At 47.7% G+C, this 21,682-nt stretch carries 21 protein-coding genes and 3 tRNA genes; 9 read left to right on the top strand and 15 right to left on the bottom strand.

The features are described from left to right. Window positions 1-7: 7 nt before the first annotated feature. The 7 genes from nusA to tpiA form a co-directional block, all read right to left on the bottom strand. The gene (gene nusA / locus ACT6PV_RS01965; RefSeq protein WP_445114829.1) at window positions 8-1,492 is read right to left on the bottom strand and encodes a transcription termination factor NusA; all 1,485 of its coding nucleotides are present in this window, start codon (window positions 1,490-1,492) and stop codon (window positions 8-10) included. A 36-nt stretch (window positions 1,493-1,528) separates the two neighbouring features. Beyond that, the gene (rimP, locus tag ACT6PV_RS01960; RefSeq protein WP_445114828.1) at window positions 1,529-2,053 is read right to left on the bottom strand and encodes a ribosome maturation factor RimP; all 525 of its coding nucleotides are present in this window, start codon (window positions 2,051-2,053) and stop codon (window positions 1,529-1,531) included. A gap of 241 nt (window positions 2,054-2,294) precedes the next feature. Beyond that, window positions 2,295-2,371, bottom strand: a tRNA-Met gene (locus tag ACT6PV_RS01955). Between the two features lie 92 nt (window positions 2,372-2,463). Next, a tRNA-Met gene (locus ACT6PV_RS01950) sits at window positions 2,464-2,540 on the bottom strand. Between the two features lie 41 nt (window positions 2,541-2,581). Then, window positions 2,582-2,666 (bottom strand) — tRNA-Leu (locus ACT6PV_RS01945). 53 nt (window positions 2,667-2,719) lie between these two features. Continuing rightward, window positions 2,720-3,049, bottom strand: coding sequence for a preprotein translocase subunit SecG (secG, locus tag ACT6PV_RS01940; RefSeq protein ID WP_445114827.1), 330 nt, complete (start codon window positions 3,047-3,049; stop codon window positions 2,720-2,722). Window positions 3,050-3,060: 11 nt separating this feature from the next. Further along, the gene (gene tpiA, locus ACT6PV_RS01935) at window positions 3,061-3,852 is read right to left on the bottom strand and encodes a triose-phosphate isomerase (protein WP_445114826.1); all 792 of its coding nucleotides are present in this window, start codon (window positions 3,850-3,852) and stop codon (window positions 3,061-3,063) included. 276 nt (window positions 3,853-4,128) lie between these two features. Here tpiA and pilB point away from each other — a divergent pair, with 276 nt between their 5' ends. From pilB to coaE, 4 genes are read left to right on the top strand one after another with little or no spacing between them, the layout of a single operon-like run. Next, window positions 4,129-5,847, top strand: coding sequence for a type IV-A pilus assembly ATPase PilB (gene pilB / locus ACT6PV_RS01930; RefSeq protein ID WP_445114825.1), 1,719 nt, complete (start codon window positions 4,129-4,131; stop codon window positions 5,845-5,847). A gap of 27 nt (window positions 5,848-5,874) precedes the next feature. Beyond that, the gene (locus ACT6PV_RS01925) at window positions 5,875-7,101 is read left to right on the top strand and encodes a type II secretion system F family protein (protein WP_445114824.1); all 1,227 of its coding nucleotides are present in this window, start codon (window positions 5,875-5,877) and stop codon (window positions 7,099-7,101) included. Further along, on the top strand, window positions 7,101-7,961 hold the full coding sequence (locus ACT6PV_RS01920; protein WP_445114823.1) for a prepilin peptidase: 861 nt from the start codon (window positions 7,101-7,103) through the stop codon (window positions 7,959-7,961). Before ACT6PV_RS01925 ends, ACT6PV_RS01920 begins: the two co-directional genes overlap by 1 nt. A 26-nt stretch (window positions 7,962-7,987) precedes the next feature. Continuing rightward, entirely contained in the window at window positions 7,988-8,590 is a 603-nt protein-coding gene (coaE, locus tag ACT6PV_RS01915) for a dephospho-CoA kinase (protein ID WP_445114822.1), read from the top strand. A gap of 41 nt (window positions 8,591-8,631) precedes the next feature. On the opposite strand, the gene ACT6PV_RS01910 is transcribed toward coaE, so the two are convergent. From ACT6PV_RS01910 to ppnP, 3 genes are all read right to left on the bottom strand, one after another. After that, complete coding sequence (locus ACT6PV_RS01910; RefSeq protein ID WP_445114821.1) at window positions 8,632-9,558, bottom strand: DMT family transporter; 927 nt, start codon at window positions 9,556-9,558, stop codon at window positions 8,632-8,634. Window positions 9,559-9,601: 43 nt separating this feature from the next. Further along, entirely contained in the window at window positions 9,602-10,348 is a 747-nt protein-coding gene (gene rlmB, locus ACT6PV_RS01905; RefSeq protein WP_445114820.1) for a 23S rRNA (guanosine(2251)-2'-O)-methyltransferase RlmB, read from the bottom strand. A gap of 161 nt (window positions 10,349-10,509) precedes the next feature. Beyond that, window positions 10,510-10,833 carry a pyrimidine/purine nucleoside phosphorylase gene (gene ppnP, locus ACT6PV_RS01900; RefSeq protein WP_445114819.1) on the bottom strand — a complete coding sequence of 108 codons (324 nt, stop codon included), beginning with the start codon at window positions 10,831-10,833 and terminating at the stop codon, window positions 10,510-10,512. A 338-nt stretch (window positions 10,834-11,171) separates the two neighbouring features. On the opposite strand from ppnP, the gene recN reads away from it, so the two are divergent. The 3 genes from recN (at window position 11,172) to ruvX (ending at window position 14,013) form a co-directional block, all read left to right on the top strand. Then, window positions 11,172-12,833: a DNA repair protein RecN gene (gene recN, locus ACT6PV_RS01895; protein ID WP_445114818.1), complete on the top strand. Its 1,662-nt coding sequence runs from the start codon at window positions 11,172-11,174 to the stop codon at window positions 12,831-12,833. Window positions 12,834-13,016: 183 nt separating this feature from the next. Then, on the top strand, window positions 13,017-13,571 hold the full coding sequence (locus tag ACT6PV_RS01890) for a YqgE/AlgH family protein (protein WP_445114817.1): 555 nt from the start codon (window positions 13,017-13,019) through the stop codon (window positions 13,569-13,571). Next, window positions 13,564-14,013 (top strand): Holliday junction resolvase RuvX, encoded by a 450-nt coding sequence (gene ruvX / locus ACT6PV_RS01885; protein WP_445114816.1) that lies wholly within the window; start codon window positions 13,564-13,566, stop codon window positions 14,011-14,013. Before ACT6PV_RS01890 ends, ruvX begins: the two co-directional genes overlap by 8 nt. A 66-nt stretch (window positions 14,014-14,079) precedes the next feature. Here the strand turns inward: ruvX and ACT6PV_RS01880 are convergent, their stop codons facing one another. The 3 genes from ACT6PV_RS01880 to ACT6PV_RS01870 are packed head-to-tail and all read right to left on the bottom strand — an operon-like array spanning window position 14,080 to window position 17,438. Further along, window positions 14,080-15,096 carry an HlyD family secretion protein gene (locus ACT6PV_RS01880; RefSeq protein ID WP_445114815.1) on the bottom strand — a complete coding sequence of 339 codons (1,017 nt, stop codon included), beginning with the start codon at window positions 15,094-15,096 and terminating at the stop codon, window positions 14,080-14,082. A 48-nt stretch (window positions 15,097-15,144) separates the two neighbouring features. After that, window positions 15,145-15,351: a DUF1656 domain-containing protein gene (locus ACT6PV_RS01875; protein WP_445114814.1), complete on the bottom strand. Its 207-nt coding sequence runs from the start codon at window positions 15,349-15,351 to the stop codon at window positions 15,145-15,147. Next, window positions 15,339-17,438: an FUSC family protein gene (locus tag ACT6PV_RS01870; RefSeq protein ID WP_445114813.1), complete on the bottom strand. Its 2,100-nt coding sequence runs from the start codon at window positions 17,436-17,438 to the stop codon at window positions 15,339-15,341. The genes ACT6PV_RS01875 and ACT6PV_RS01870 overlap by 13 nt, the downstream gene beginning before the upstream one ends. Window positions 17,439-17,940: 502 nt before the next feature. Here ACT6PV_RS01870 and ACT6PV_RS01865 point away from each other — a divergent pair. Next, on the top strand, window positions 17,941-18,780 hold the full coding sequence (locus tag ACT6PV_RS01865; protein ID WP_445114812.1) for an IclR family transcriptional regulator: 840 nt from the start codon (window positions 17,941-17,943) through the stop codon (window positions 18,778-18,780). 146 nt (window positions 18,781-18,926) lie between these two features. After that, complete coding sequence (locus ACT6PV_RS01860) at window positions 18,927-20,729, top strand: ABC transporter ATP-binding protein (protein ID WP_445114811.1); 1,803 nt, start codon at window positions 18,927-18,929, stop codon at window positions 20,727-20,729. Between the two features lie 16 nt (window positions 20,730-20,745). Here the strand turns inward: ACT6PV_RS01860 and ACT6PV_RS01855 are convergent, their stop codons facing one another. Further along, complete coding sequence (locus tag ACT6PV_RS01855; protein ID WP_445114810.1) at window positions 20,746-21,033, bottom strand: STAS domain-containing protein; 288 nt, start codon at window positions 21,031-21,033, stop codon at window positions 20,746-20,748. A gap of 13 nt (window positions 21,034-21,046) precedes the next feature. Further along, window positions 21,047-21,679 (bottom strand): MlaC/ttg2D family ABC transporter substrate-binding protein, encoded by a 633-nt coding sequence (locus ACT6PV_RS01850; RefSeq protein ID WP_445114809.1) that lies wholly within the window; start codon window positions 21,677-21,679, stop codon window positions 21,047-21,049. Between the last annotated feature and the right edge of the window lie 3 nt (window positions 21,680-21,682).

Below are 21,682 nucleotides of genomic sequence, written 5' to 3'. Positions count from 1 at the left end.
TTTCCTCCTAGTTAAACCATGATTCACGTGCTTTCATAATCAGCTGACCTGCTTTTTCAGCACCCAGGCCTTCAATATCTGAAATATCGTCAGTTGCCTGATCTGCCAGATCATCAACTGTAATAACGCCGCGAGCGGCTAAAGCACGTGCGATCTCTGTGGTGATGCCTTCCATTGCCAGAAGTTCCTCACTCGGATCCTGAATATTTTCCTGCTGTTTCAGTGCATCTGCCAGGGCAGCTTCCTTGGCACGACTCTGCAACAGCTCAACCAGATCTGCATCCAGTTCAATTTCATCAAATGTTTCTGCCGGCACATAGGCAATCTCTTCCAGTGAAGTAAAGCCCATTTCAACCAGCGCCATCGCCAGATCTTCTTCAATATCCAGACGTGTCACAAACATGTCCAGATACTGCTGTGCCTCATTCTGCTGACGGGCACGGTATTCATCTTCCAGCATCATATCAAGCTTATAACCGGTCAGCTCCGAGGCCAGGCGGACATTTTGTCCCTGTGAACCAATGGCACGTGCCAGTTGATCACTGGTGGCAAAAATAATATCGGCAGTACGTGCATCTTCATCAATCACGATACCGGATACATCTGCCGGCTCCAGCGCACTGGCAATATATTGTGCCGGATCATCCGACCACACCACCACATCAATGCGCTCACCATTCAGTTCAGACTGTACCGCCTGGATACGTGTGCCACGCATACCAATACATGCACCTACCGGATCAATACGATGATCATTGGTTTTTACTGCAATTTTGGCCCGGACACCCGGTTGACGTGCTGCAGCCTTAATTTCGATGATTTCTTCAGAAATTTCTGGAATTTCCTTTTTCATCAGCGCAATCAGCATTTCCGGTTTTGCCCGGGACAACAACAGTTGCGCACCGCGACCTTCACGATTCACATTATGCAAAATGGCATTAATACGCTGCTTGGGGCGAAGAATTTCCTTTGCGATCATTTCCTCGCGCGCCAGATAGGCTTCAGCGTTGTCACCCAGGTCAATGATAAAACCGTCTTTGGTCTGTTTTTTAACTTCACCGTAGATCAGTTCACCCACTCTGGATTCATAGGCATCTGCAACCAGTGCACGCTCTGCTTCACGAATCTTCTGGACAATCACCTGCTTTGCAATCTGTGCGGCAATACGGCCAAACTCAATCGATTCAACTTCCAGTTCACGGATATCACCGATGGACCACTTTGCAGGATCGACATCTGAAATGGCATCCTGACAGGCCGGCATTTCATGATCTTCGTCCGCAACCACTTCCCACTGACGGAAAGTACGGTATTCACCGGTTTTACGATCAATTTCAACCCGAAGCTGTGCTTCTTCAGCGTTGGTACCTTCGTAAAATTTTTTCCTCGTTGCTGCTACAAGTGCCTGCTCAAGCGCTTCAAAGATCGCTTCACGACTGACACCTTTTTCATTACTGACCGTCTCTGCAACGGTAAGAATTTCACGGCCCATACGTCACCTACTGTTCAAATTCTTATGAATTAAATCTTAGTCCTGATAAACCAGGTTCGCCTTGTCGATGTTGTTACTGTCAATCTCCAGTAACTGTTGCTGTTCAACTTCAACCTGTATCCGTTCATTTTCAGCATCAACTGCCACCAGTTTTGCCTGGAACTTACGGCGATTTTCCACCGCAGCAATTAAACGCAGCGCCACCTGCTGACCGACATACGCCTGCATCTGCTCAAGCTGAAAAAAGGGACGGTCCCAACCCGGTGACGACACTTCCAGTGAGTATTCACCGGAGATTGGATCATGCACATCCAGCATGGCGCCAACCTGCTGTGTCACCAGCACACAGTCCTGCACACCAATACCCCGGCCCTGCTCTTCCTCACCATCTTCATTCAGTACAGGCACCGCATTTTTATCAATGGGTTTATCAATAAAAATACGCAATAAAGAACGTTTTCCCTGCGGAAGGAATTCGATTCCCCACAGTTCCACATGACAGGCCTGAACTGCGGGGGCAATTAAATCCTGAAGTGCCTGCGTTTTATTTGATAGCTTCATTTACTCTCGTCATTTTTGCGGTTCAATGGCCCGACCGGACCCATCACAGTACCATGTACACTACGCATCATATAATAGTAGTTGTGGAACATGACACTTTGACTTTAGCTCATATCCGACTTACATCGACACGGTACATCAGCCAATAAAAAAGGGCGTAATCGCCCCTATTATTACACAGAAAATCATCGTTCACTGTGCAAAAAGGCCCACCTTGTCCTGTGAGCCTTTTTTAGAAACTTGGTAGCGGGAGCTGGATTTGAACCAACGACCTTCGGGTTATGAGCCCGACGAGCTACCAGACTGCTCCATCCCGCATCAACGTTGCAATATTATATATAAAAAATAAATCTTTTCAATGAATGAAAATTTTATTTTTTACCCTGATTAATCTGCGCCTTAATCAAAATTGGTAGCGGGAGCTGGATTTGAACCAACGACCTTCGGGTTATGAGCCCGACGAGCTACCAAACTGCTCCATCCCGCATCAACATATTCACTGGGTGCACCAATGACTGATTTTCAGTCTGGTGCGGAAGGGGGGACTTGAACCCCCACGCCCGAAGGCACTACCACCTCAAGGTAGCGTGTCTACCAATTCCACCACCACCGCAGCTGTGACGCATTCTAGTAGCTTCAACCGTAAATTGAAAGTCTTAATTTCAATTATTGTGGTGATTTCGGTACAGATGGTGAAGTTTCAGGCGAAACCGGTTGCGCCGGTGCCGACGCCGGGACTGTTTTTAAGCCATAGGTCTCAGAAGTCTGCTTTTTGGCAAACACCGCCAGGCTGAGACTGGTGATAAAAAACAGTGCGGTCAAAATGGCCGTCAGACGTGTCAGAAAGCTTGCCGAACCGGATGCACCAAATACGGTTGCTGCACCGCCACCGCCAAAAGAAGCGCCGGCATCTGCCCCCTTGCCATGCTGAACAAGGATTAATACAACCATTAATATGGCCAGAATGATATGCACGACCAATACCAGAGTATGCATGCTCGACTCCTCTATTTTGTTTTTGCAAATGCCTGAGCAATTTGATAAAAAGACTCGGCATTTAAGGATGCGCCACCCACGAGTGCGCCATTAATATCCGGACAGGCTGCCAACTCTACTGCATTTTCAGGTTTAACACTACCACCATATAAAATGGCGCTGTTGCCGGCCTGTATCGCAATCTGCTGCAAGCCCTCACGAATTTTTGCGTGCATGGACTGTGCGTCCTGTGGCGACGCTGTTTTTCCTGTACCAATTGCCCAGATCGGTTCATAGGCAATCATGACATTTGACCACTGTTCCTGCTTCACAACGCTGGCCACATCACAGATTTGTTGCAACACCACCTGTTCAGCCAGACCACTCTCCCGCTGTTCCAGGCTTTCACCGACACAGTAAATCACGGTCAGGCCCGCAGCCAGTGCATGCTTGATTTTATCTGCCACAACGGCCGGACCATCGCCAAAAAACTCACGGCGCTCTGAATGCCCAATCAGAACAAACTGAATACTGCTGTCTTTTAACAGATCAGCACTGATTTCACCGGTATAGGCCCCTGTTGCAGGGAAACGGGAAACATCCTGCGCGACAGTGACCACCTTGACAGCGGCATCTTCCAGTTGCTCCCTGACCGGCAACAATGCGATGGAAACAGGCGCTATACCCAGCTGACAATCCTGCTCAGCAATTGGCCCGTGCTGTAACAATTGTTTTAAATTCTGAATCAACTGCTGGGCATCCGCCTGTACTGGGTTCATTTTCCAGTTGCCAATTACCCATGACCGAATAGTCGAAGCCGACATCCATTTAACCTTTTACCGAAAATGTGCACATTCTACACGTAATTTTGCCATTTCAAGAATATTTTCATCACCCGCCAGCCACTGCCACATAAAAAATCGGTATTCCTTTGTAGCCAAACGGAAAATACATCAATATTCGGCCCTGAAATTATAATTAGTTCATGTTCTCCGGGAAATATCCCGTAATATAAATGCTTTTAAATATGGATATTTTTTCAAGGAATCGTATAATTTCCAGATTCTAATTATAAAACGAATGATTAAGGTGTATTGGGGATGTCTTCACAGCAAAGTTCGCTACGGTTCTCGGGCTATATTCGTCGCCTGGTCGACGAAGGGGCGCTGTCTACACAACAAATGCAGACGGCACTGGAAAAAGCAAAGAAAAATCATCTCAGCATTGTCAGCTATCTGGTTGAACATTTAAACATCAATCCACTGGTGATTGCTGAAACCATTTCACAGGAATTCGGCGAACCGCTGTTTGACCTGGACGCCTATAACCCGGAGTTATTTCCCAGGGCGCTGGTGGATAACAGCCTGTATACCCGACACCGGATACTGCCGCTGATGCAGCGGGGAAATGCACTCTATGTTGCCACCTGTGATCCCACCGACATGGAAGCACTGGATGCCATCCGCTTTAACAGCAATCTCAGTATTGAACCAATTATTGTTGAACATCACAAACTGGAAAAACTGTTAAACCAGCACTTTACTGTAGAAGAAAGCTTTGACTTCGGCGATGAAGATTTCGATGTTGCCATTATCGCAGGCAATGACGACGCCCACAGCCCTGAAGAACAGGAAGATGAACCGGCGGAAGATGAAGCGCCCATCGTCAAATATGTCAACAAACTGCTGATCGACGCCATCCGTATGGGCGCTTCAGACCTGCATTTTGAACCGTATGAAAAAAGCTATCGAGTCCGTTACCGGGTGGATGGCGTACTGCGTCAGATCACCAATCCGCCCCTGCAACTGGCCAATCGGCTGGCATCGCGTTTAAAAGTAATGTCGCAGATGGATATTTCTGAGAGACGTCTTCCTCAGGATGGACGTATCAAACTTAAACTGTCAAAAACCAAAGCCATTGATTTCCGGGTGAGTTCCCTGCCGACGCTGTTTGGTGAAAAACTGGTATTGCGGATTTTGGATGCCTCCAGTGCCATGCTCGGCATTGACGCACTCGGTTATGAAGCCGACCAGAAAGCCCTGTTCATGGAAGCACTGGAAAAACCGCAGGGCATGCTGCTGATCACCGGGCCGACCGGTTCCGGTAAAACCGTTTCGCTTTATACCGGTCTGAATATTCTCAATACTGAAACCGCCAATATTTCAACAGCAGAAGATCCGGTGGAGATTAACCTGGAAGGCATTAATCAGGTCAATGTCAATCAGAAAGTGGGACTGACCTTCTCGGCCGCCCTGAAATCATTTCTACGTCAGGACCCGGACATTATTATGGTCGGTGAGATCCGGGACCTGGAAACCGCTGAAATTGCCATTAAAGCTGCTCAGACCGGACATATGGTCATGTCAACCCTGCACACCAACAGCGCACCGGAAACCCTGACCCGTCTGCGTAATATGGGGGTTCCATCCTTCAATATCGCCACTTCAGTCAATCTGGTGATTGCCCAGCGACTGGCGCGCCGTCTCTGCAACCATTGCAAAACACCCATTGATATTCCTGAACAGAGCCTGCTGGAAATGGGATTTACTGAACAGGACCTCGCCAATCCGGACTTCCAGATTTTCCAGCCAACAGGCTGCAATGAATGCCGGGAAGGCTACAAAGGCCGAATCGGGATTTATGAAGTCATGAAAGTCACACCTGAAATTTCCAGGATTATTATGGAAGATGGCAATGCATTACACATTGCAGAAGCCTCTGCACAACTGGGGTTTAATAATCTGCGGCGTTCAGGTCTGATCAAGGTCATGAACGGCCTGACTTCATTGCAGGAAATTAACCGCGTGACCAGCGAATAACGATAATAGACAATAAAGGATAGAAGCATGGCAGTCAAAAAAGCACAAATGATGCCGACATTTTCTTATGATGGGGTTGATCGCAAAGGGATCAGAATCAAGGGGGAATTGCCGGCACGCAATATGGCGCTGGCAAAAGTCACATTAAGAAAACAGGGCATCACCATCAGTCACATTCGGGAAAAGCGTAAAAACATTTTCGAAGGCCTGACAAAAAAGAAGGTGTCAACATTGGACATTACCATTTTCACCCGTCAGCTGGCCACCATGATGAAAGCCGGTGTTCCATTGGTTCAGAGCTTTGAAATTGTCGCTGAAGGGCTGGAAAACCCGTCCATGCGTGAAGTGGTACTCGGCATTAAGGGTGAAGTGGAAGGCGGTAATACCTTTGCCGGGGCGCTGAGGAAATACCCACAGCATTTTGATAATCTTTTTTGCTCACTGGTTGAATCCGGTGAACAGTCCGGTGCGCTGGAAACCATGCTCGACCGGGTGGCCATCTATAAGGAAAAAAGTGAGCTGCTGAAACAAAAAATCAAAAAAGCCATGAAATATCCCATCGCCGTGATTGTGGTCGCTGTCATTGTCACCATTATTCTAATGGTGAAAGTCGTACCGGTATTCCAGGATTTGTTCAGTTCATTTGGTGCCGATCTGCCGGCTTTTACCCAGATGGTGGTCAACATGTCCAATTGGATGCAGAAGTACTGGTTTATTTTCCTGATTATTGTCGGTGTGATCATTACCACCTTTCTTGAAGCAAAGAAACGCAGTCAAAAATTCCGGAATGGACTGGATAAACTCAGCCTTAAACTGCCAATTTTTGGTGATCTGGTTTATAAGGCCATTATTGCCCGTTACAGCCGCACCCTGGCCACGACCTTTGCCGCAGGTGTGCCATTAATCGACGCACTGGAATCTACCGCAGGGGCAACCAACAACGTCGTCTATGAACAGGCAGTGATGAAAATCCGGGATGATGTCGCCACCGGTCAACAATTACAGTTTGCCATGCGAGCCTCAAATTTATTTCCGTCCATGGCGGTACAAATGGTCGCCATTGGCGAGGAATCCGGTGCGCTGGATGCCATGCTGGATAAAGTGGCCACACATTTTGAAAATGAAGTGGACAATGCTGTGGATGGTTTGACTTCCATGATGGAACCCCTGATTATGGCGGTGCTGGGTGTCCTGGTCGGTGGCCTGGTAATCGCTATGTATCTTCCAATTTTCCAAATGGGTTCAGTTGTTTAATGCAGGATCTTATTCACTATTTTATCGCATCACCTACAGCACTCTATATTGCTGTTGCAATTGTCAGCTTATGCATTGGCAGTTTTCTGAATGTGGTGATTTTCAGAACGCCTAAAATGATGGAACAGGAATGGCAGCAGGAATGTCAGCTGTTATTGCACCCTGACCAGCCCATTATTGAACATCAGAAACTCAGTCTGAGCCGACCGGTATCGACCTGCCCAGCCTGTAACAGCCCCATCCGCTGGTATCAGAATATTCCACTGATCAGTTGGTTGATGCTGAGTGGCAAATGTGGCAGCTGCCAATCGCCGATCAGCTGTCGCTATCCACTGGTGGAACTGCTGACCGCTGGCTGCTCGCTGGTGGTGGTTGCAGTTTTCGGTCCCAGCTGGCAGATGCTGGCCGGACTGATCCTGACCTGGACCTTAATTGCCCTGACCTTTATTGATTTTGATACACAGCTGCTGCCAGACCGATTCACCCTGACACTGGCTGCGCTGGGTCTGGGCATCAACAGTATGGGACTGTTCACCACGGCAACATCGGCAATCTGGGGTTATATCATCGGATTCCTCTGCCTGTGGATGGTGTATTACCTGTTTAAACTCATCACCGGCAAGGAAGGCATGGGCTATGGCGACTTTAAATTACTGGCTGCGCTGGGGGCCTGGATGGGTCCTCTCATGCTGCCTTTAATTGTTCTGCTGTCTTCCCTGGTCGGCGCCATTATTGGTATCATTCTGTTGAAAGTCCGTAGGCAGAATCAGCCTTTTGCCTTTGGCCCCTATATTGCCATTGCCGGTTGGATCGCCTTTCTATGGGGCGAACAAATTATGAAAGCCTGGCTGGGCGGTTAACATACTCTGCTGAACTGGACATATGCATGACGTTTATTCTCGGCCTGACAGGCGGTATTGGCAGTGGCAAATCTGCTGCCACTCAATGGTTTGAGACCCAGGGCATTCAGGTGGTTGATGCAGATATTGTGGCACGGGAAGTGGTTGCCGGCGGTCAGCCTGCGCTGCAACAGATCCAGCAGACCTTTGGCGACTGGGTATTGCTGGCCAATGGAGAACTGGACCGCCGCGCACTAAGGGAACATATTTTTAAAGAACCTGCTGCACGCCAGCAACTGGAACAGATCACCCATCCCGCCATACGCGCATCCATCATTCAGCAGTTACAGGCAGCAACCAGCCCCTATGCCATTTTAGTATCGCCGCTGTTGTTTGAAACCGGTCAACATGAACTGACCAGCCACACCCTGCTGATTGACGCCAATGAAGAGTTACAGATTCAGCGTGCTGCACAGCGGGATGACCAGCAGACCGAGCAGATTAAACAAATTATTGCCGCACAGATGCCCCGCCTGCAAAAGCAGCGTATGGCCAACGATATTGTGCTGAATGACGGACCATTGGAACAACTGTATGCCCAGCTTAGCTCCCTGCACCTGCAATATCTGGCACGCAGTGAAACGGCATAACCCATCATCCTGATCAGCAACAGCGCACGCTGCAGCAGTGCTTATTCTGTTGAGTCGGTTTTATTCTGCCGATCCAGCTGACGTTGCAGACTGTCTTTGTACCTGAACCATCGCCAGGGTTGCAGCGCTCCCACTCCCATGCCCACCAGACCGCAGACAATAGCTGGACTCAGTGCTTCATTCAGCAATGGTACGGCAATAAGCGCGGCAATAAATGGTGCCAGCGTGACCACACTGCCTGCCCGGAAAGCACCCAGTCGCTTAATGGCTTCCACATAGCTCAGCGTGGCAATGATCACCACAAAGATGCCATGAAAAACACTCTGAATCACCAGATGCGACCATGACGCCTGATCCAGCTGTTTCGGTAAAAACAACAGATAAATGGGAAGATAAATGATGGCCGACCAGATAGCAACGCCTGCCGTGGCATGCCATGCTGACAATTTCCATTGTTTCAACAAAACCGTGAATATGCCCCAGCAAATAGCACTGACAAAAAACAGCAGATCTCCCACACCAAAAGCAACCCCGGTCTGTTCATACATCAGCAGACTCATGATGGTAATGGCACTGAGCATAATCACCAGACTGATCCAGGTATGCCGGTCAAAAGGCTGTTTAAACAGAAAAAAGGCTGCCAGGGCGGTACACAGTGGAATACAGCCATTCAGAAAGATAGCCGCATGCGCCGCCGGAACAAAATGAAATGCGCTATAACAGGCCAGGCAATAAACCACGCCGCCGACCATCGCCAGTAAAAAAGGTTCTTTCTTCCATAAAAAGGCGGTGTCTTTCCTGTAAATCAGGATCGGCATTAGTATACAGAATGCCAATGCAAAGCGTAATGCAGTCATGTCCCAGGCACTGATATGCCACAGGGCATTCAAACGTGAGGTAATGGTAAACCCACCCCAGATACACATGGTAATGGCGACAAACAGATAACCCTGGGTACGGGAAGTCATAAGCACTTGCTCAGATCAACAGACTCGACATCATTCCAGCCGATCAGGCATGACGCTGACGACAGGCTTCATAAAGTGTCATTCCCGTTGCGACACTGACATTCAGGCTCTGCAGATTGCCTGCCATGGGAATATACACCGTCTGATCACACTGGGACTGGGTAATCGGACGCAGGCCGGTATCTTCCGCCCCCATGACAATGGCAACCGGCCCGGTAAAATCACACTGATGCAAAGGCAGCGCCTTATCGTCCAGTAAAGTGCCGATCACCCGGACATTAAATTCCTGCTTCATCTGCCCCAGGCTGCGTGCCAGATTGGTGACCTGAATAAATTTGATTTTTTCAGCACCGCCAGCTGCAACCTTACGTGCAGTGGGGGTCAACCCGGCAGAACGGTCCCGGGGAACAATCACCGCATCCACGCCCATGGCTGCTGCAGTCCGGATACAGGCACCCAGATTATGCGGATCCGTCACCTGATCCAGCGCCAGCAGAAACGCAGATGGCGTACTGCTCAGCAACTGTTCCAGATCTTTTTCATTTAAAACAGGATGAGGACGTACTGCCGCCACCACGCCCTGATGAAAAGGCAAACCCGCCAGTTTTTCCAGACTGTCCCGGCTGGCTTTCTGTATACTGATGCCAAATGGCTCCGCCAGTTCCAGAATCCGCTGCAAGCGCTGATCATCCCGCCCTTTTAAGGTAAACAGGGTCAACACACGTTCAGGCTCAAGCTCCAGTAATGACTCCACAGAGTGAACGCCATAATAATATTCGGGTTTAGCCATGAACAACCTCAGCATACAATCATGTTAGAAAAGAAAAATCCTGCAAAGCCAACTTTACAGGATTCCCATTTCATCTAGTTTAACTGATTCAGGCCAGAATTTCCCGGTCCATTCAGCTTTTAATCATCAAACGGCGTTTAGTAATCGGCCGGTTTTGATGATCAACCTTCAAGATGGCAGACATAGTCCAGCACATCATCAGTTTCAATTTTAAATGTGCTACTGCCCGGCACATAAAAAGACTGTCCAGCACGAAATAATTCGTGCTCTTCACTGTCCGCAATCCGAACCCGGCATTCACCGGAAATAATTTCCATACGCTCAGGCACATGGGTTTCAAATGTTAATGGCTGTTCAGTCGGCAGAATAACCCCTAATGTTTTTTTCGTTCCATCTTCAAATTGAACTGTATGGCTGATGCATAAACCGCCAAAATAGACATTTGATTTTTTTATCACTGATACATGATCAAATTGTGATGACATGCGTATTCTCCAGATAATGCGCATTTATATAAATTTTGATTGAAGTAGTTTAATTGTGCCTGAGCAACTAATCAATCCATGTTTTCACCTGAGTCTGATCAGCACGTTCCATTCCAGCACGGCTTTTTACTGCCTGTTGACCGACTGGCGCAACAGAAAGGATAAAAAGGCTGTAATAACAACATAATGATCAATCAGTTAATGAGTTACTGAACAGCTCTCCCCTGCATCTCAGTCGGCCCTGTAAAATAAACTGAATATTCGAAGATTTCCTGACTTGTGACAATAACAAAACTTGACTATCTTAGAACCACACTTTTCGCAGTCCGGATGCGTTTATGCTGACACATTTAAATCTGATCAATTTTGCTTTAGCAGACAATTTAGCCATTGATATTGAGCAGGGTTTTAACGTTCTTACCGGCGAAACAGGCGCAGGAAAGTCATTGTTGCTGGATGCACTGTCCGCCTGCCTGGGGGAACGCACCGACACGGGGTACGTCCGTTATGGGTCAGAAAAAGCAGATATCACCGCTATTTTCAACTATCAGGAGCATAGCCCTGAGGCCTTGTGGCTGAAAAACCACGAACTGGATGATGACTCCGGGGAAATACATCTGCGTCGGGTGATTTTTGCAACCGGCCGTAGCAAAGCCTGGGTCAATGGCCGCCCGAGCAGTCTTTCTGAACTGAAGGAAATTGGCCGTCTGCTGGTACAACTCTATAGTCAGCACAGCCAGCAGCAATTGCTGGAACCACCGTATCCACGGCACTGGCTGGACCGTTACAGTAATTTTGCAGATCCGGCTCAGCAGGTCCGCGACAGCTATCATACCTGGCAAAAAAACATCCGCAGCCATCAGGCTGCCATTGATGCCCAGGCAAACCGACTGCAACGCATGGATACCCTGCAACAGCAACTGGAGGAACTGGAGGAACTGATCCAGATTGACTATAAGGACATTGAACAGGAATTTGACCGGCTCAGCCATCATGAACATATCATGCAGGACTGTGGCTACAGCTTAAATGCACTGGATGAATCTGAACAGAATATCAGCCAGGAAATTGCTGTCATCATCCGTCGGCTGGAGTCACATGCCGGTCGCAGCGAACAACTCTCTGAAATTTATAATGCCTTATTGAATGCCCAGAGTGAACTGGACGATGCAACGGCAAATTTACGCCAGTTCGTTGACCGGCAGAGTTTCGACCCTGAACGCATGGAAGAGCTGAATGCGCAGCTGGAGGTTTTTCACCGACTGGCCCGCAAATACCGCACGCAACCGGAAACCCTGAAGGAACAGTACCAGTTGTGGCAGGACGAACTGGAACAGCTGAATCAATTGCAGGACCCGGCCACCCTGGCTGAACAGGTTGAAAGCTCACATCGTGCATTTCTGGACCACGCACAGCACCTGGATGATATCCGTCGGGAAGCTGCCATACCATTGGCCAGGCAACTGACCGAACAGGTCAAAACCCTGGCACTGCCAGAAGCCTATTTTGAATTTAAATTTGAACCACTGGAACAACCCTCTGCGGAAGGTTTCAGCTTTATCCAGCTGCTGTTTACCGCCAACAGGGGCATGCCTGCCCAGCCACTGGCCCGGGTGGCTTCAGGGGGTGAATTGTCACGGATTGCCCTGGTCATGCAGGTCATGAATGCCGAAAAAACAGAAGCTGAAGTGCTGGTATTTGATGAAATTGATGTCGGAATCAGCGGCGGAACAGCAGAAATTGTCGGTCGGCTGCTGACCAGTCTGGGACAGCACGTACAGATTCTATGTATTACCCACCAGGCTCAGGTTGCAGCCCAGTCAGACCAGCATTTACTGGCGCATAAACTGCAGACCGACCCGGCAAGCAGCACCATTATTGAACTGGAGGAAGAGCAGCGAATTCTTGAACTCGCCCGTATGACCGGTGGTGTGGAAATTAATGAAACCACGCTGCAGCATGCCAGACAATTACGACAGTTAAAGTTTCAGAATGGTTAAAAAAATGTACCGATTCATAAAAATCATTTGGCTAAATCGATTTCCTACAGTATGTTGATTAAAAGGTCTGCTGACCATTCATCAATCACCTGCCATGAACAAAAAATCAACAGGCCCTGATACAATTTCAGTTTTATCAGTATATTGATCCACATAAATATTGCATACGGGAGAAGCCCTTAGGTGTCCAGACAATACTTGATGCATCGCTGTCTCATTGCCCCACCCGATATGGCGGATGATTTCTTTGCCCACACTGTTGTATATCTGGCAAGACATGACGAAGAAGGTGCTCAGGGAATTATTCTGAACCGACCATCCGGCCTCAAAATCAAGGAATTACTCAATGACCTTGAAATTGAAGCTGACCATGTGCATCCACAGGAAGTCCTTCAGGGGGGGCCGTTGCGTCCTGAAGCAGGTTTTGTCCTGCATACCGGTCAGCCAACCTGGCATTCCTCGCTTGCCGTCGGTGAAAATGTCTGTATCACCACCAGTAAGGACATTCTCGATGCCATTGCACGCAATGAGGGCGTGGGGCGCTACCAGATCGCACTGGGCTATGCCAGCTGGGACAAAAACCAGCTCGAAGAGGAAATTTCACGGGGGGACTGGCTGATCTGTGACTCGGACATGGACCTGATTTTCAATCTGCCCTATGACGACCGCTGGGACGCCGCCTATCGTAAAATTGGTGTCAACCGTAACTGGCTGTCTTCCGAGATCGGGCATGCCTGACTCAGCACCTGCCCGACTGATTATGTCCTTTGACTTTGGCACCCAGAAAATGGGTATGGCCATTGGTTCAGCACTGATCGAAAGCGCAACACCTTTGGCCCTGTTTCCCATGAAGGATGGCATTCCCGACTGGACTGCATTACTTAACATCATCAGTCAGCATCAACCCAATTTATTTTTAGTGGGTTTACCGCTGAATATGGATGGCAGCGAGTCGGAACTATCTGCCCGCAGCCGTAAATTTGCACGGCGCCTGCAACATCAGACCCAGATTGAAACCTGGATGGTGGATGAACGTCTGACCACCCGTGAAGCACGTCATGCACTGGACCAATATCAGGCAGAGGGCCGCGCCAGAAAACTTGCGGCAGACAGTATCGCTGCTGCCCTGCTGATCAGCAGTTGGTACCGTCACCCGGAAGGCCTACCGCTGAAAGGCTGAGGTGCCGGCAGCGCCGTTTCTGCCCACCAGAACTGTTTCTGTATGATGCACAGGATTCCTGAGAAATCATTGCTTCTTCTTCTCAGGTGGCAGAATATGCACCGTCGCAGTCCGCCCGGCCACAAAAGCCAGCTGATTCTGTGGTAACTCATCCAGCACGATTTTGACCGGAACCCGCTGTGCCAGTCGCACCCAGTTGAAGGTTGGATTGACATTGGCCAGTAAACCTGAGGAACTGCTGCGTTCCCGGTCTTCAATACCGGATGCCATACCCTGTACATGACCTCTTATTTTCTGGTTGTCACCCATCAACTGTATCGTTGCCGAATCCCCAATATGAATTCGGTTGAGTTTAGTCTCTTCAAAATAACCCACCACATAAAGCTGGCTGCGATCCAGTAAGGCTGCAACCGCCTGCCCGGACTGGACATACTTTCCAGGCCGCATATCAAAATTGGACAGAGTACCATCTGCCGGCGCAATCACTTCTGCCCGCTGCAGGTTTAGTTCAGCCAGATGCAGCTGGCTGGTGGCAGCAACGACCAGCGCCTTTTGCTGCTGAATAGTGGCATAGGCCTGTTCAATCGCAGCACCGGACTGTACAAACTCTGCATGTGACTGGTCACGTTCAGCAAAAATCTGATCCTGTTCCTGTTTTGAAATCGCGCCATCCATCAGGTCGGAATAACGGGCAGCATTTTTATCGGCAAGTTTAATATTGGCCTGAGATTTCACAGCATTTGCCTTGTTTTGCGCCAGTCCTGCCTCAGCTTCAGCCAGCCCGGACTTTGCTTTGGCCAGATCTGCTTTTGCCTGCTCCACACCCAGGGTTTGCCGGGCCAGATCAATTCTTAGCAGCACCTGACCTCTCTTCACCTGCTGGTTATCCTGGACCAGTACCTCAGTCACCAGTCCTGAGATATCAGAAGACACCTGTATCACATCACCACGTACCCGGCCATCACGTGTCCACGGTTCCGAATTATAGTAATTCCACAGATGAATCACACACAGCATTGCAATGACAATGACCACCATCAGAATAACGGGACGCAATACCTTACGCATGTCAAAAGTTTTCATTTTCCAGCCAATTCCATCATGTCATTATTGACAAACCATCAACAAAATTCAGTTCATCCACCAGATGAACAACCCATGCATCAGCCACAGTAAAATCAGATACAGACCCAGGCTGAAGACTGCCGGCATGGCAATCCAGCCATCGATAATAAATTTATCCGTGACGACAGCTGACAATCTTAACAGCGCATAGGCCAATATTGCCTGGACCAGTAAAATTGGCACATAAACGCCATAAATATTCAGCTCGCCCATTTTCCCACTCCAATCGGTATGTCCGCCAATGGACTGACAGAGATATCATCCTGCCCCATTGCACTACAGATATTATTCACTGAAACTCCAATCTGATGCCTCAGCTGCCGGTCATCAACCTGCTGTACGGAAATATTCAGCTGCTGAAGCAATTGTATAATCTTCTGCCATTGCTGCTGATTTTCCTGCCCTATTTCCTTTGCCCGAAACCACCGATTCAGTTTTCGCTGTAATTGCAATATTTCAGCAAGGACGCCGGGAGCTGCCGTCAACTGACTGCCCAGTTCGCGCAGACGGATCAAGTCCATCACCATAACTGTCTCAATCAAGGCCTGGTTCATTTCTGCCTTCAGTACTTCGGACTGAATCGGTCTGGCATTTGACATCCCGATCCGATCCAGCATCCCACGCAGGTGTATTCTGAATTTCTGGCCATCCGACATCTGTATGGACTGATACATATCACGGTAGTGCAACGCAAGAATACGCTGCACCGTCACCTCCGGCGACATGGCCCGGACAAGATGAATGACATATACAGCAATGATCGGCCCCAGCGCCGAAGCCATTGATCCTTCAAAAAACATGATTCTATCCGGAGCATAATAGTTGTGCGGATTCAGGCCCATGGCAATGCTCATAATCAGCGGTAAACTCAGTCCCAGAAGCGAAGGATGAGGATACATACTCAGCAGATAAATGAACAGTGGCGCCAGCACAACCACCAGCTGCCAGAAACTGCTGACCGTTGGCAGTATTCCAAACACATAAATAAATACAAAAACGATTGCATAGATACCTGCCCAGGTAAATATTTTCAGGGCAGGCACTGGATTATCCAGTGCAGTCAGAATACAGGAACTGACAGCCGTCATCTGCACCACCATATAACCAGTGGCCCAGCCACTGAAAATCCACACAGCACTGGCCATGATAATTGCAATAAAGGCCGAAATCCCGCCACGGGCAGCAACACCGTAATCACGATGCAGGCTTGGATAAGACGTAGTCAAAGGCGCAATAGCAGCAGGCCAGCCACGCTTGCCCTGTTGTATCTGCTGCCAGATGAGTCGAATCACCCGTACATTTTGCACAAAATGACGAATTTCCATTTTCAGGCTGGTCAGAATAACCTGCTGTGCCGGATTGGCCTGCTCACAGATCTGTATAAAAAACTGGTCAAATTGCTCAGGCAAATATTTTAACTGATTGATCTGAATATCCTGCTCATCATTCAGAAAAATACTAATATCATCATGCAGCTTTTTTAAATACGGACGATATGCCTGCCCGCTCTGATCCAGTTGCCTGATTCTCTCTGACATGGCAACAAGGTTAGCAACCAGCATGGCAATCTGATGCAGCAATTCCTGTATGGGATGAGTCATTCCTTTCAACCGGGAATTTTCATAACTCAGATGCACTGCCATTGCATGAAGATCAGAGGTATCACGGGTAATGACAGCAAGTGACTGGATATAATCCGGCTGATGCTGGTCATCCAGTAAAATATGATCAAACAGCGCCTGAGTATCCACCAGTACTTTATCGACCCGGCTTTGCAGAACCGGGCCGACATGTACAGGGAGAATAACTGCTGAAACGACCGCATTGCACACTACACCCAGCGCAATTTCAAGCGAACGCCCCAGTGCCATATCAAAAATCGACGCGGTGTCGGCATTTGCAACAGCGTTCAGACAAATGATAACCGCACTGAAACCCGCCAGCAAAAAGGCATAATTTCGTGGCGTCCGATCCAGTAATGCAATATATAAACAGACACCAACCCATGCAGCCAGCACCAGCACAAACACCCAGGGCATATTGATCAGCGGTGGTGTAATCACAACCGCAAAAACAGCACCCACCAATGTCCCCAGTAGACGATACATGCTTTTGGATGACGACATTCCCGCATACGGATTTGCAATCACCAGCACGGCTCCCAATGCCCACATGGGGTAATCGAGATTCAGTAAAAATGCAATATAAAGCGCAAGCATCCCTGCAATGAAAGTTTTCACCGCAAAAATCAGATCAGCCCGACCAGGCCGGAATGCAAGCAGCTGTTTCAGTAACGACATGAATCTTTCCAGGTGAATGTAAAAAGTACATCCATATCTTCCCTGAAGATATTGAACTGCACTTTTAAATGACCAAAACCACACCCCGACTATTGCACGTGTATGCTGCAGGTTGGATATTCATGGTCAAATGCAGATCATAAATGGACGACTGAGCAACATTCCATTCATTCAGAGAAAAACACACCCTGACTCAGAGAGTCAACAGCATGTCATCATCAGGTTTAAATAAAAAACATTTAAACTTAATTTTGAGATATTTCTATTAAATTTTACCAAAAAATATATTTTTGTCAAATTAAAGTATCTTATTTTGATAATATATCCAATTTTTATTGAATTTATCCTGCTTTTTTGTCATGATCAGACCATGCTTAAAATTTCTTCACTTCAGGAACTTTGTAAGCAATCCATAAATTACTCGGCAACCCCCCATACTTTTTGGTATAACTAACAAATCTTTTACTTTTATATGGTTCATCAGCACAGTAGCAGGTTATGAATGGCGCTTTCAAGTTTTGGTAAGATACTCACGGTACTGGATTTATTTTCTGTATCTCGACCGGTGATCAATGTGGATATCATCTGTGAAGAGCTGGGACTCTCCAGACCGACCAGTTACCGCTACTTAAAAGAACTTGTCTCTACAGACATTCTGCAACGCCTGAACGGAACCTCCGGAGACTATATTCTCGGACCAAAAATTGCCGTAATGGATTATGTGTCCAGAACCACCGATCCCCTGCTCCAGATCAGTATTCCCTTTATGCGGGACATTGCCGAGAAAACTGAAAACTGCTGTCTGCTGACCTATTTAAATACTGACTATTGTATTGATATACATCACGAAGTCTTCAAGGATACCAACCTGCTGTCCTATGGCCGTGGCTGCCCACGCCCTGTCTTTATGGGAGCCTCCCCGAAAGTCATACTGGCCCATCTTTCCAGGACAAAAATTCATGATTATTATCAACGCTTTGCCAGTCAGCTGAATGAAGTGGGTTTTTCACATGACGAAGAAAGCTTTCTGGCCCGGATGAAAAAAATTAAAAAGCAGGGATATTATTTATCTCATGGCGAACTGAATCCCCAGATTTCAGGCCTGGCTGTTCCGGTCAAGTTTTCAAGCAAGGAAGCCCCACTGGCCCTGACCGTGATTGCTTCAAAAAACCGTTTTGAGTTCATCAATACCGATAAACTCATTGAAACCTTACAGGACAATGCAGCGCAGATTGAAAAGCGCTTTCTGACCCTGTCAGAGAGTGATCAACTGACTGGATATCACCATACACCCGAAGGGACGGATCCTATTCTGACCAATAACACATATACATCTGAATAAGCGATGGATTTTCATACGTTCATGTCATCAAAAATACCGGAATGTTCCGTTAGAATCGACTGACAATTCAAAACATTATACGGGCTTGTGACATGCACCAATCGGGAATAGACTCGGAACAGGCAATACAATAACAACGATGGTCTATGAATTTATTGAACTTATTCCAGCAGCTCAGACCCTTTGTGGCACCCTATCGCTGGCTGGTGATTGCAACACTGATGCTGACCTTAATTGGCTCCCTGACCGCGCAGGTCAATGCCCTGACGCTGCAATATGCAGTGGACAATATCAACCGGTTGCTTGCAGATGGACAAGGCCTGGCACAGGGTTGGCACATTCTGATCAACATCACAGCAATTTTACTGGGTAAGGAAGTCATTAATGCCCTGGTACAGTTCGGACAGAAATTTTATGGCGAACGGCTGCGGATTCTGGTTTCACAGGATCTGGCGCAGGGAATTATTGAAAAATTTCTGACCTATCGGCTGGCCTTTTTTAATCAGGACAACAATCAGGCCGGCAAATTACAGACCCGTATTGACCGGGGAATCGGTTCACTGACCCGACTGGTACAAATCTTCTTCATTGATATCTTACCCTTATTTACCAGTGCCATTGTTGCACTGGCGCTGATGTTCTATGCCAATTTTTATGTGGGCCTGGTAGCGCTGTGCATTGTGCCGATTTATTTCTGGCTGACCTATCAACAGGCACAGAAGCTGGGGAAACCCAGACGGAACCTGCGCGATGGCCGAGAGCGGAAAAGCCAGGGCATTCTGGGGATTATCAACTCAATTACGGTGATTAAATCATTTAACCGGGAATCAATTGAATCTGAGAAACAGCTCAAACTACAAAAGGAACTGACCGATAATCAGATGCATACCCGTCAGATCAGTTTCCTGTTTGACGGCCTGAAAAGTTTTATTGAACAAATCGGGATCGTACTGATCATCATTCTGACCGCTTACTTTGTACTGGATGGAAAAATGAGTATCGGCATGATTATGTATCATGTGCTGTTATTTAATAATGTCTCTGCCCCCATCCGCTCATTGCATCGTATTTACGATGAAATCAATGATGCCATGATTTATTCCGAGAGCTTTTTCAGCATCCTGGAAGCAGATCATGAAATTGAATCCAGTGGCACGCTGAAACCTGAAATTCATGGCAGATTTCAATTACAACAGGTCAGTTTTTCCTATCCCAATGGTCATCAGGCGCTGCACAACATCAACATGACCATCCAACCCAATAAGATCACCGCACTGGTGGGACTGTCCGGGGCAGGTAAATCCACCCTGATCAGTCTGCTGGATAAATTTTATTTGCCAGAATCCGGTGAAATCCTGTTGGATGGTATAAATCTCCAGGACATCGATACCCACCATTTAAGAGAACATATCGGCCTGGTACTGCAAAAAAATCATATTTTCCAGGGCTCAATTTTTGAAAATATCCGCTATGGGAAAATGGATGCTTCTCTACAGGATGTCATGGCCGCCGCGAAAAAAGCCTCCATTCATGAGCAGATTTTAAAACTGCCGCATGCCTATGAGGCCGACGCACTGATGCTGTCAGGTGGGCAACAGCAGCGGATTGCACTGGCACGCATGTTTCTGAAAAATCCACCCATTATTTTCCTGGATGAACCGACAGCCAGCCTGGATGCAATTGCCACAGAGCAAATTAAACTCAGTCTGGATGAGATTAAACAGGGACGTACTGTGATTATGATCTCGCACAGTCTGTCACAGATTATTGACGCTGATTATACTTATGTCATGCAGGAAGGGGAAATTGTGGAACATGGCGAACACCATCAGCTTTATCATCAGGATGGAAGCTACAAGGAAATTTTCGATGCAATGGCCAAAAGCCTGAACATTGAAAAAATTGCCCGAACCTTTGGTGATGATGCAGAAGAAGAAACACACAGTTAACCTGCCCTGCCACGGGTCACATGATCTGCAGGTCATCCTGCAAATGACAGGCCTGGATAATTTTCAGCATTTTATCAGGAACAGCTTTCAGCCTTAAACCCCGCGCATCAGGGGTATGCCGCAACCATTGCACCAATACCGCCAGTGCCAGGGTATTGCCCTGTTCAAGCTGAGATAAATTGACCGTCACCGGAAATTTATGTTCAGCCTGAATGGCTTTTAAACCGTTCTGATACATGTTTTCTGCATTATCAAATCCAATTTTACCGCTGACATGCAGCTGCTGATCCTTAAATTCAATCACCCAGGCACCTGTCTTATTGCTTGTTTACGGCTGCATCAGCATCCGGCTGGAAAGTTGCAATGGCTTTGTCAATGTTACCGCCATTACGTTTCACATTTGCCGCAAACTGATTACGGAACTGTAGCCCCAGATCAATGCCGGAAACATTGATGTTACGGATTTTCCATTGCGAACCATGATCTGCCAGCTGGAAAGACACTGGAATTTTGTCACCCTTGTTATTGAAATCAATAGTCACAACCGGGTTTTTACTGCCAGTTGCCTTATAAGGACGCATGGTATAGGACTGATTGGTATATTTGGCAAACGCCGAACCATAATTTTCAATCAGGGTATTACGGAAATTCTGCTCAAACTTCGCCCGCTGTGCTGCAGTACTGTTCTGATTGGTCGCATAGGTTCCCATCACAATCCGTGTAAATGCCTGACCGTCAACATACGGGTCCAGGTTCTCACGGATAACTGATTTCACCAACGCAGGATTATTCTGCAATGCATTGCCATCTGTTTTTAAACGCGTGATCAAGCCATCTGCAACACGCTTAATGAATGCCGGTGGGGCCTCAGCAGGTGCTGCAAAGGCTGTACCAGTCAACAGGGTTGTCAGCACACTTACTGTCAGGGTTTGTTTTAATAAAATATTCACGTC

It is taken from the genome of Acinetobacter sp. WZC-1 (assembly GCF_052544965.1).
Note: the sequence above shows the minus strand (reverse complement) of the source record. Positions and strands in the feature narration are given on the sequence as shown.

Excerpts from the sequence above, each read along its gene's own strand:
- ACT6PV_RS01925 (WP_445114824.1), top strand. The coding sequence starts at position 5,875 with ATGGCAGTCAAAAAAGCACAAATGATGCCGACATTTTCTTATGATGGG.
- rimP (WP_445114828.1), bottom strand. The coding sequence starts at position 2,053 with ATGAAGCTATCAAATAAAACGCAGGCACTTCAGGATTTAATTGCCCCC.
- ppnP (WP_445114819.1), bottom strand. The coding sequence starts at position 10,833 with ATGTCATCACAATTTGATCATGTATCAGTGATAAAAAAATCAAATGTC.
- ACT6PV_RS01865 (WP_445114812.1), top strand. The coding sequence starts at position 17,941 with ATGGCGCTTTCAAGTTTTGGTAAGATACTCACGGTACTGGATTTATTT.
- rlmB (WP_445114820.1), bottom strand. The coding sequence starts at position 10,348 with ATGGCTAAACCCGAATATTATTATGGCGTTCACTCTGTGGAGTCATTA.
- pilB (WP_445114825.1), top strand. The coding sequence starts at position 4,129 with ATGTCTTCACAGCAAAGTTCGCTACGGTTCTCGGGCTATATTCGTCGC.
- ACT6PV_RS01910 (WP_445114821.1), bottom strand. The coding sequence starts at position 9,558 with ATGACTTCCCGTACCCAGGGTTATCTGTTTGTCGCCATTACCATGTGT.
- ACT6PV_RS01880 (WP_445114815.1), bottom strand. The coding sequence starts at position 15,096 with ATGAAAACTTTTGACATGCGTAAGGTATTGCGTCCCGTTATTCTGATG.
- ACT6PV_RS01870 (WP_445114813.1), bottom strand. The coding sequence starts at position 17,438 with ATGTCGTTACTGAAACAGCTGCTTGCATTCCGGCCTGGTCGGGCTGAT.
- recN (WP_445114818.1), top strand. The coding sequence starts at position 11,172 with ATGCTGACACATTTAAATCTGATCAATTTTGCTTTAGCAGACAATTTA.
- secG (WP_445114827.1), bottom strand. The coding sequence starts at position 3,049 with ATGCATACTCTGGTATTGGTCGTGCATATCATTCTGGCCATATTAATG.
- ACT6PV_RS01920 (WP_445114823.1), top strand. The coding sequence starts at position 7,101 with ATGCAGGATCTTATTCACTATTTTATCGCATCACCTACAGCACTCTAT.
- coaE (WP_445114822.1), top strand. The coding sequence starts at position 7,988 with ATGACGTTTATTCTCGGCCTGACAGGCGGTATTGGCAGTGGCAAATCT.
- ACT6PV_RS01860 (WP_445114811.1), top strand. The coding sequence starts at position 18,927 with ATGAATTTATTGAACTTATTCCAGCAGCTCAGACCCTTTGTGGCACCC.
- nusA (WP_445114829.1), bottom strand. The coding sequence starts at position 1,492 with ATGGGCCGTGAAATTCTTACCGTTGCAGAGACGGTCAGTAATGAAAAA.
- ACT6PV_RS01875 (WP_445114814.1), bottom strand. The coding sequence starts at position 15,351 with ATGGGCGAGCTGAATATTTATGGCGTTTATGTGCCAATTTTACTGGTC.
- tpiA (WP_445114826.1), bottom strand. The coding sequence starts at position 3,852 with ATGTCGGCTTCGACTATTCGGTCATGGGTAATTGGCAACTGGAAAATG.
- ruvX (WP_445114816.1), top strand. The coding sequence starts at position 13,564 with ATGCCTGACTCAGCACCTGCCCGACTGATTATGTCCTTTGACTTTGGC.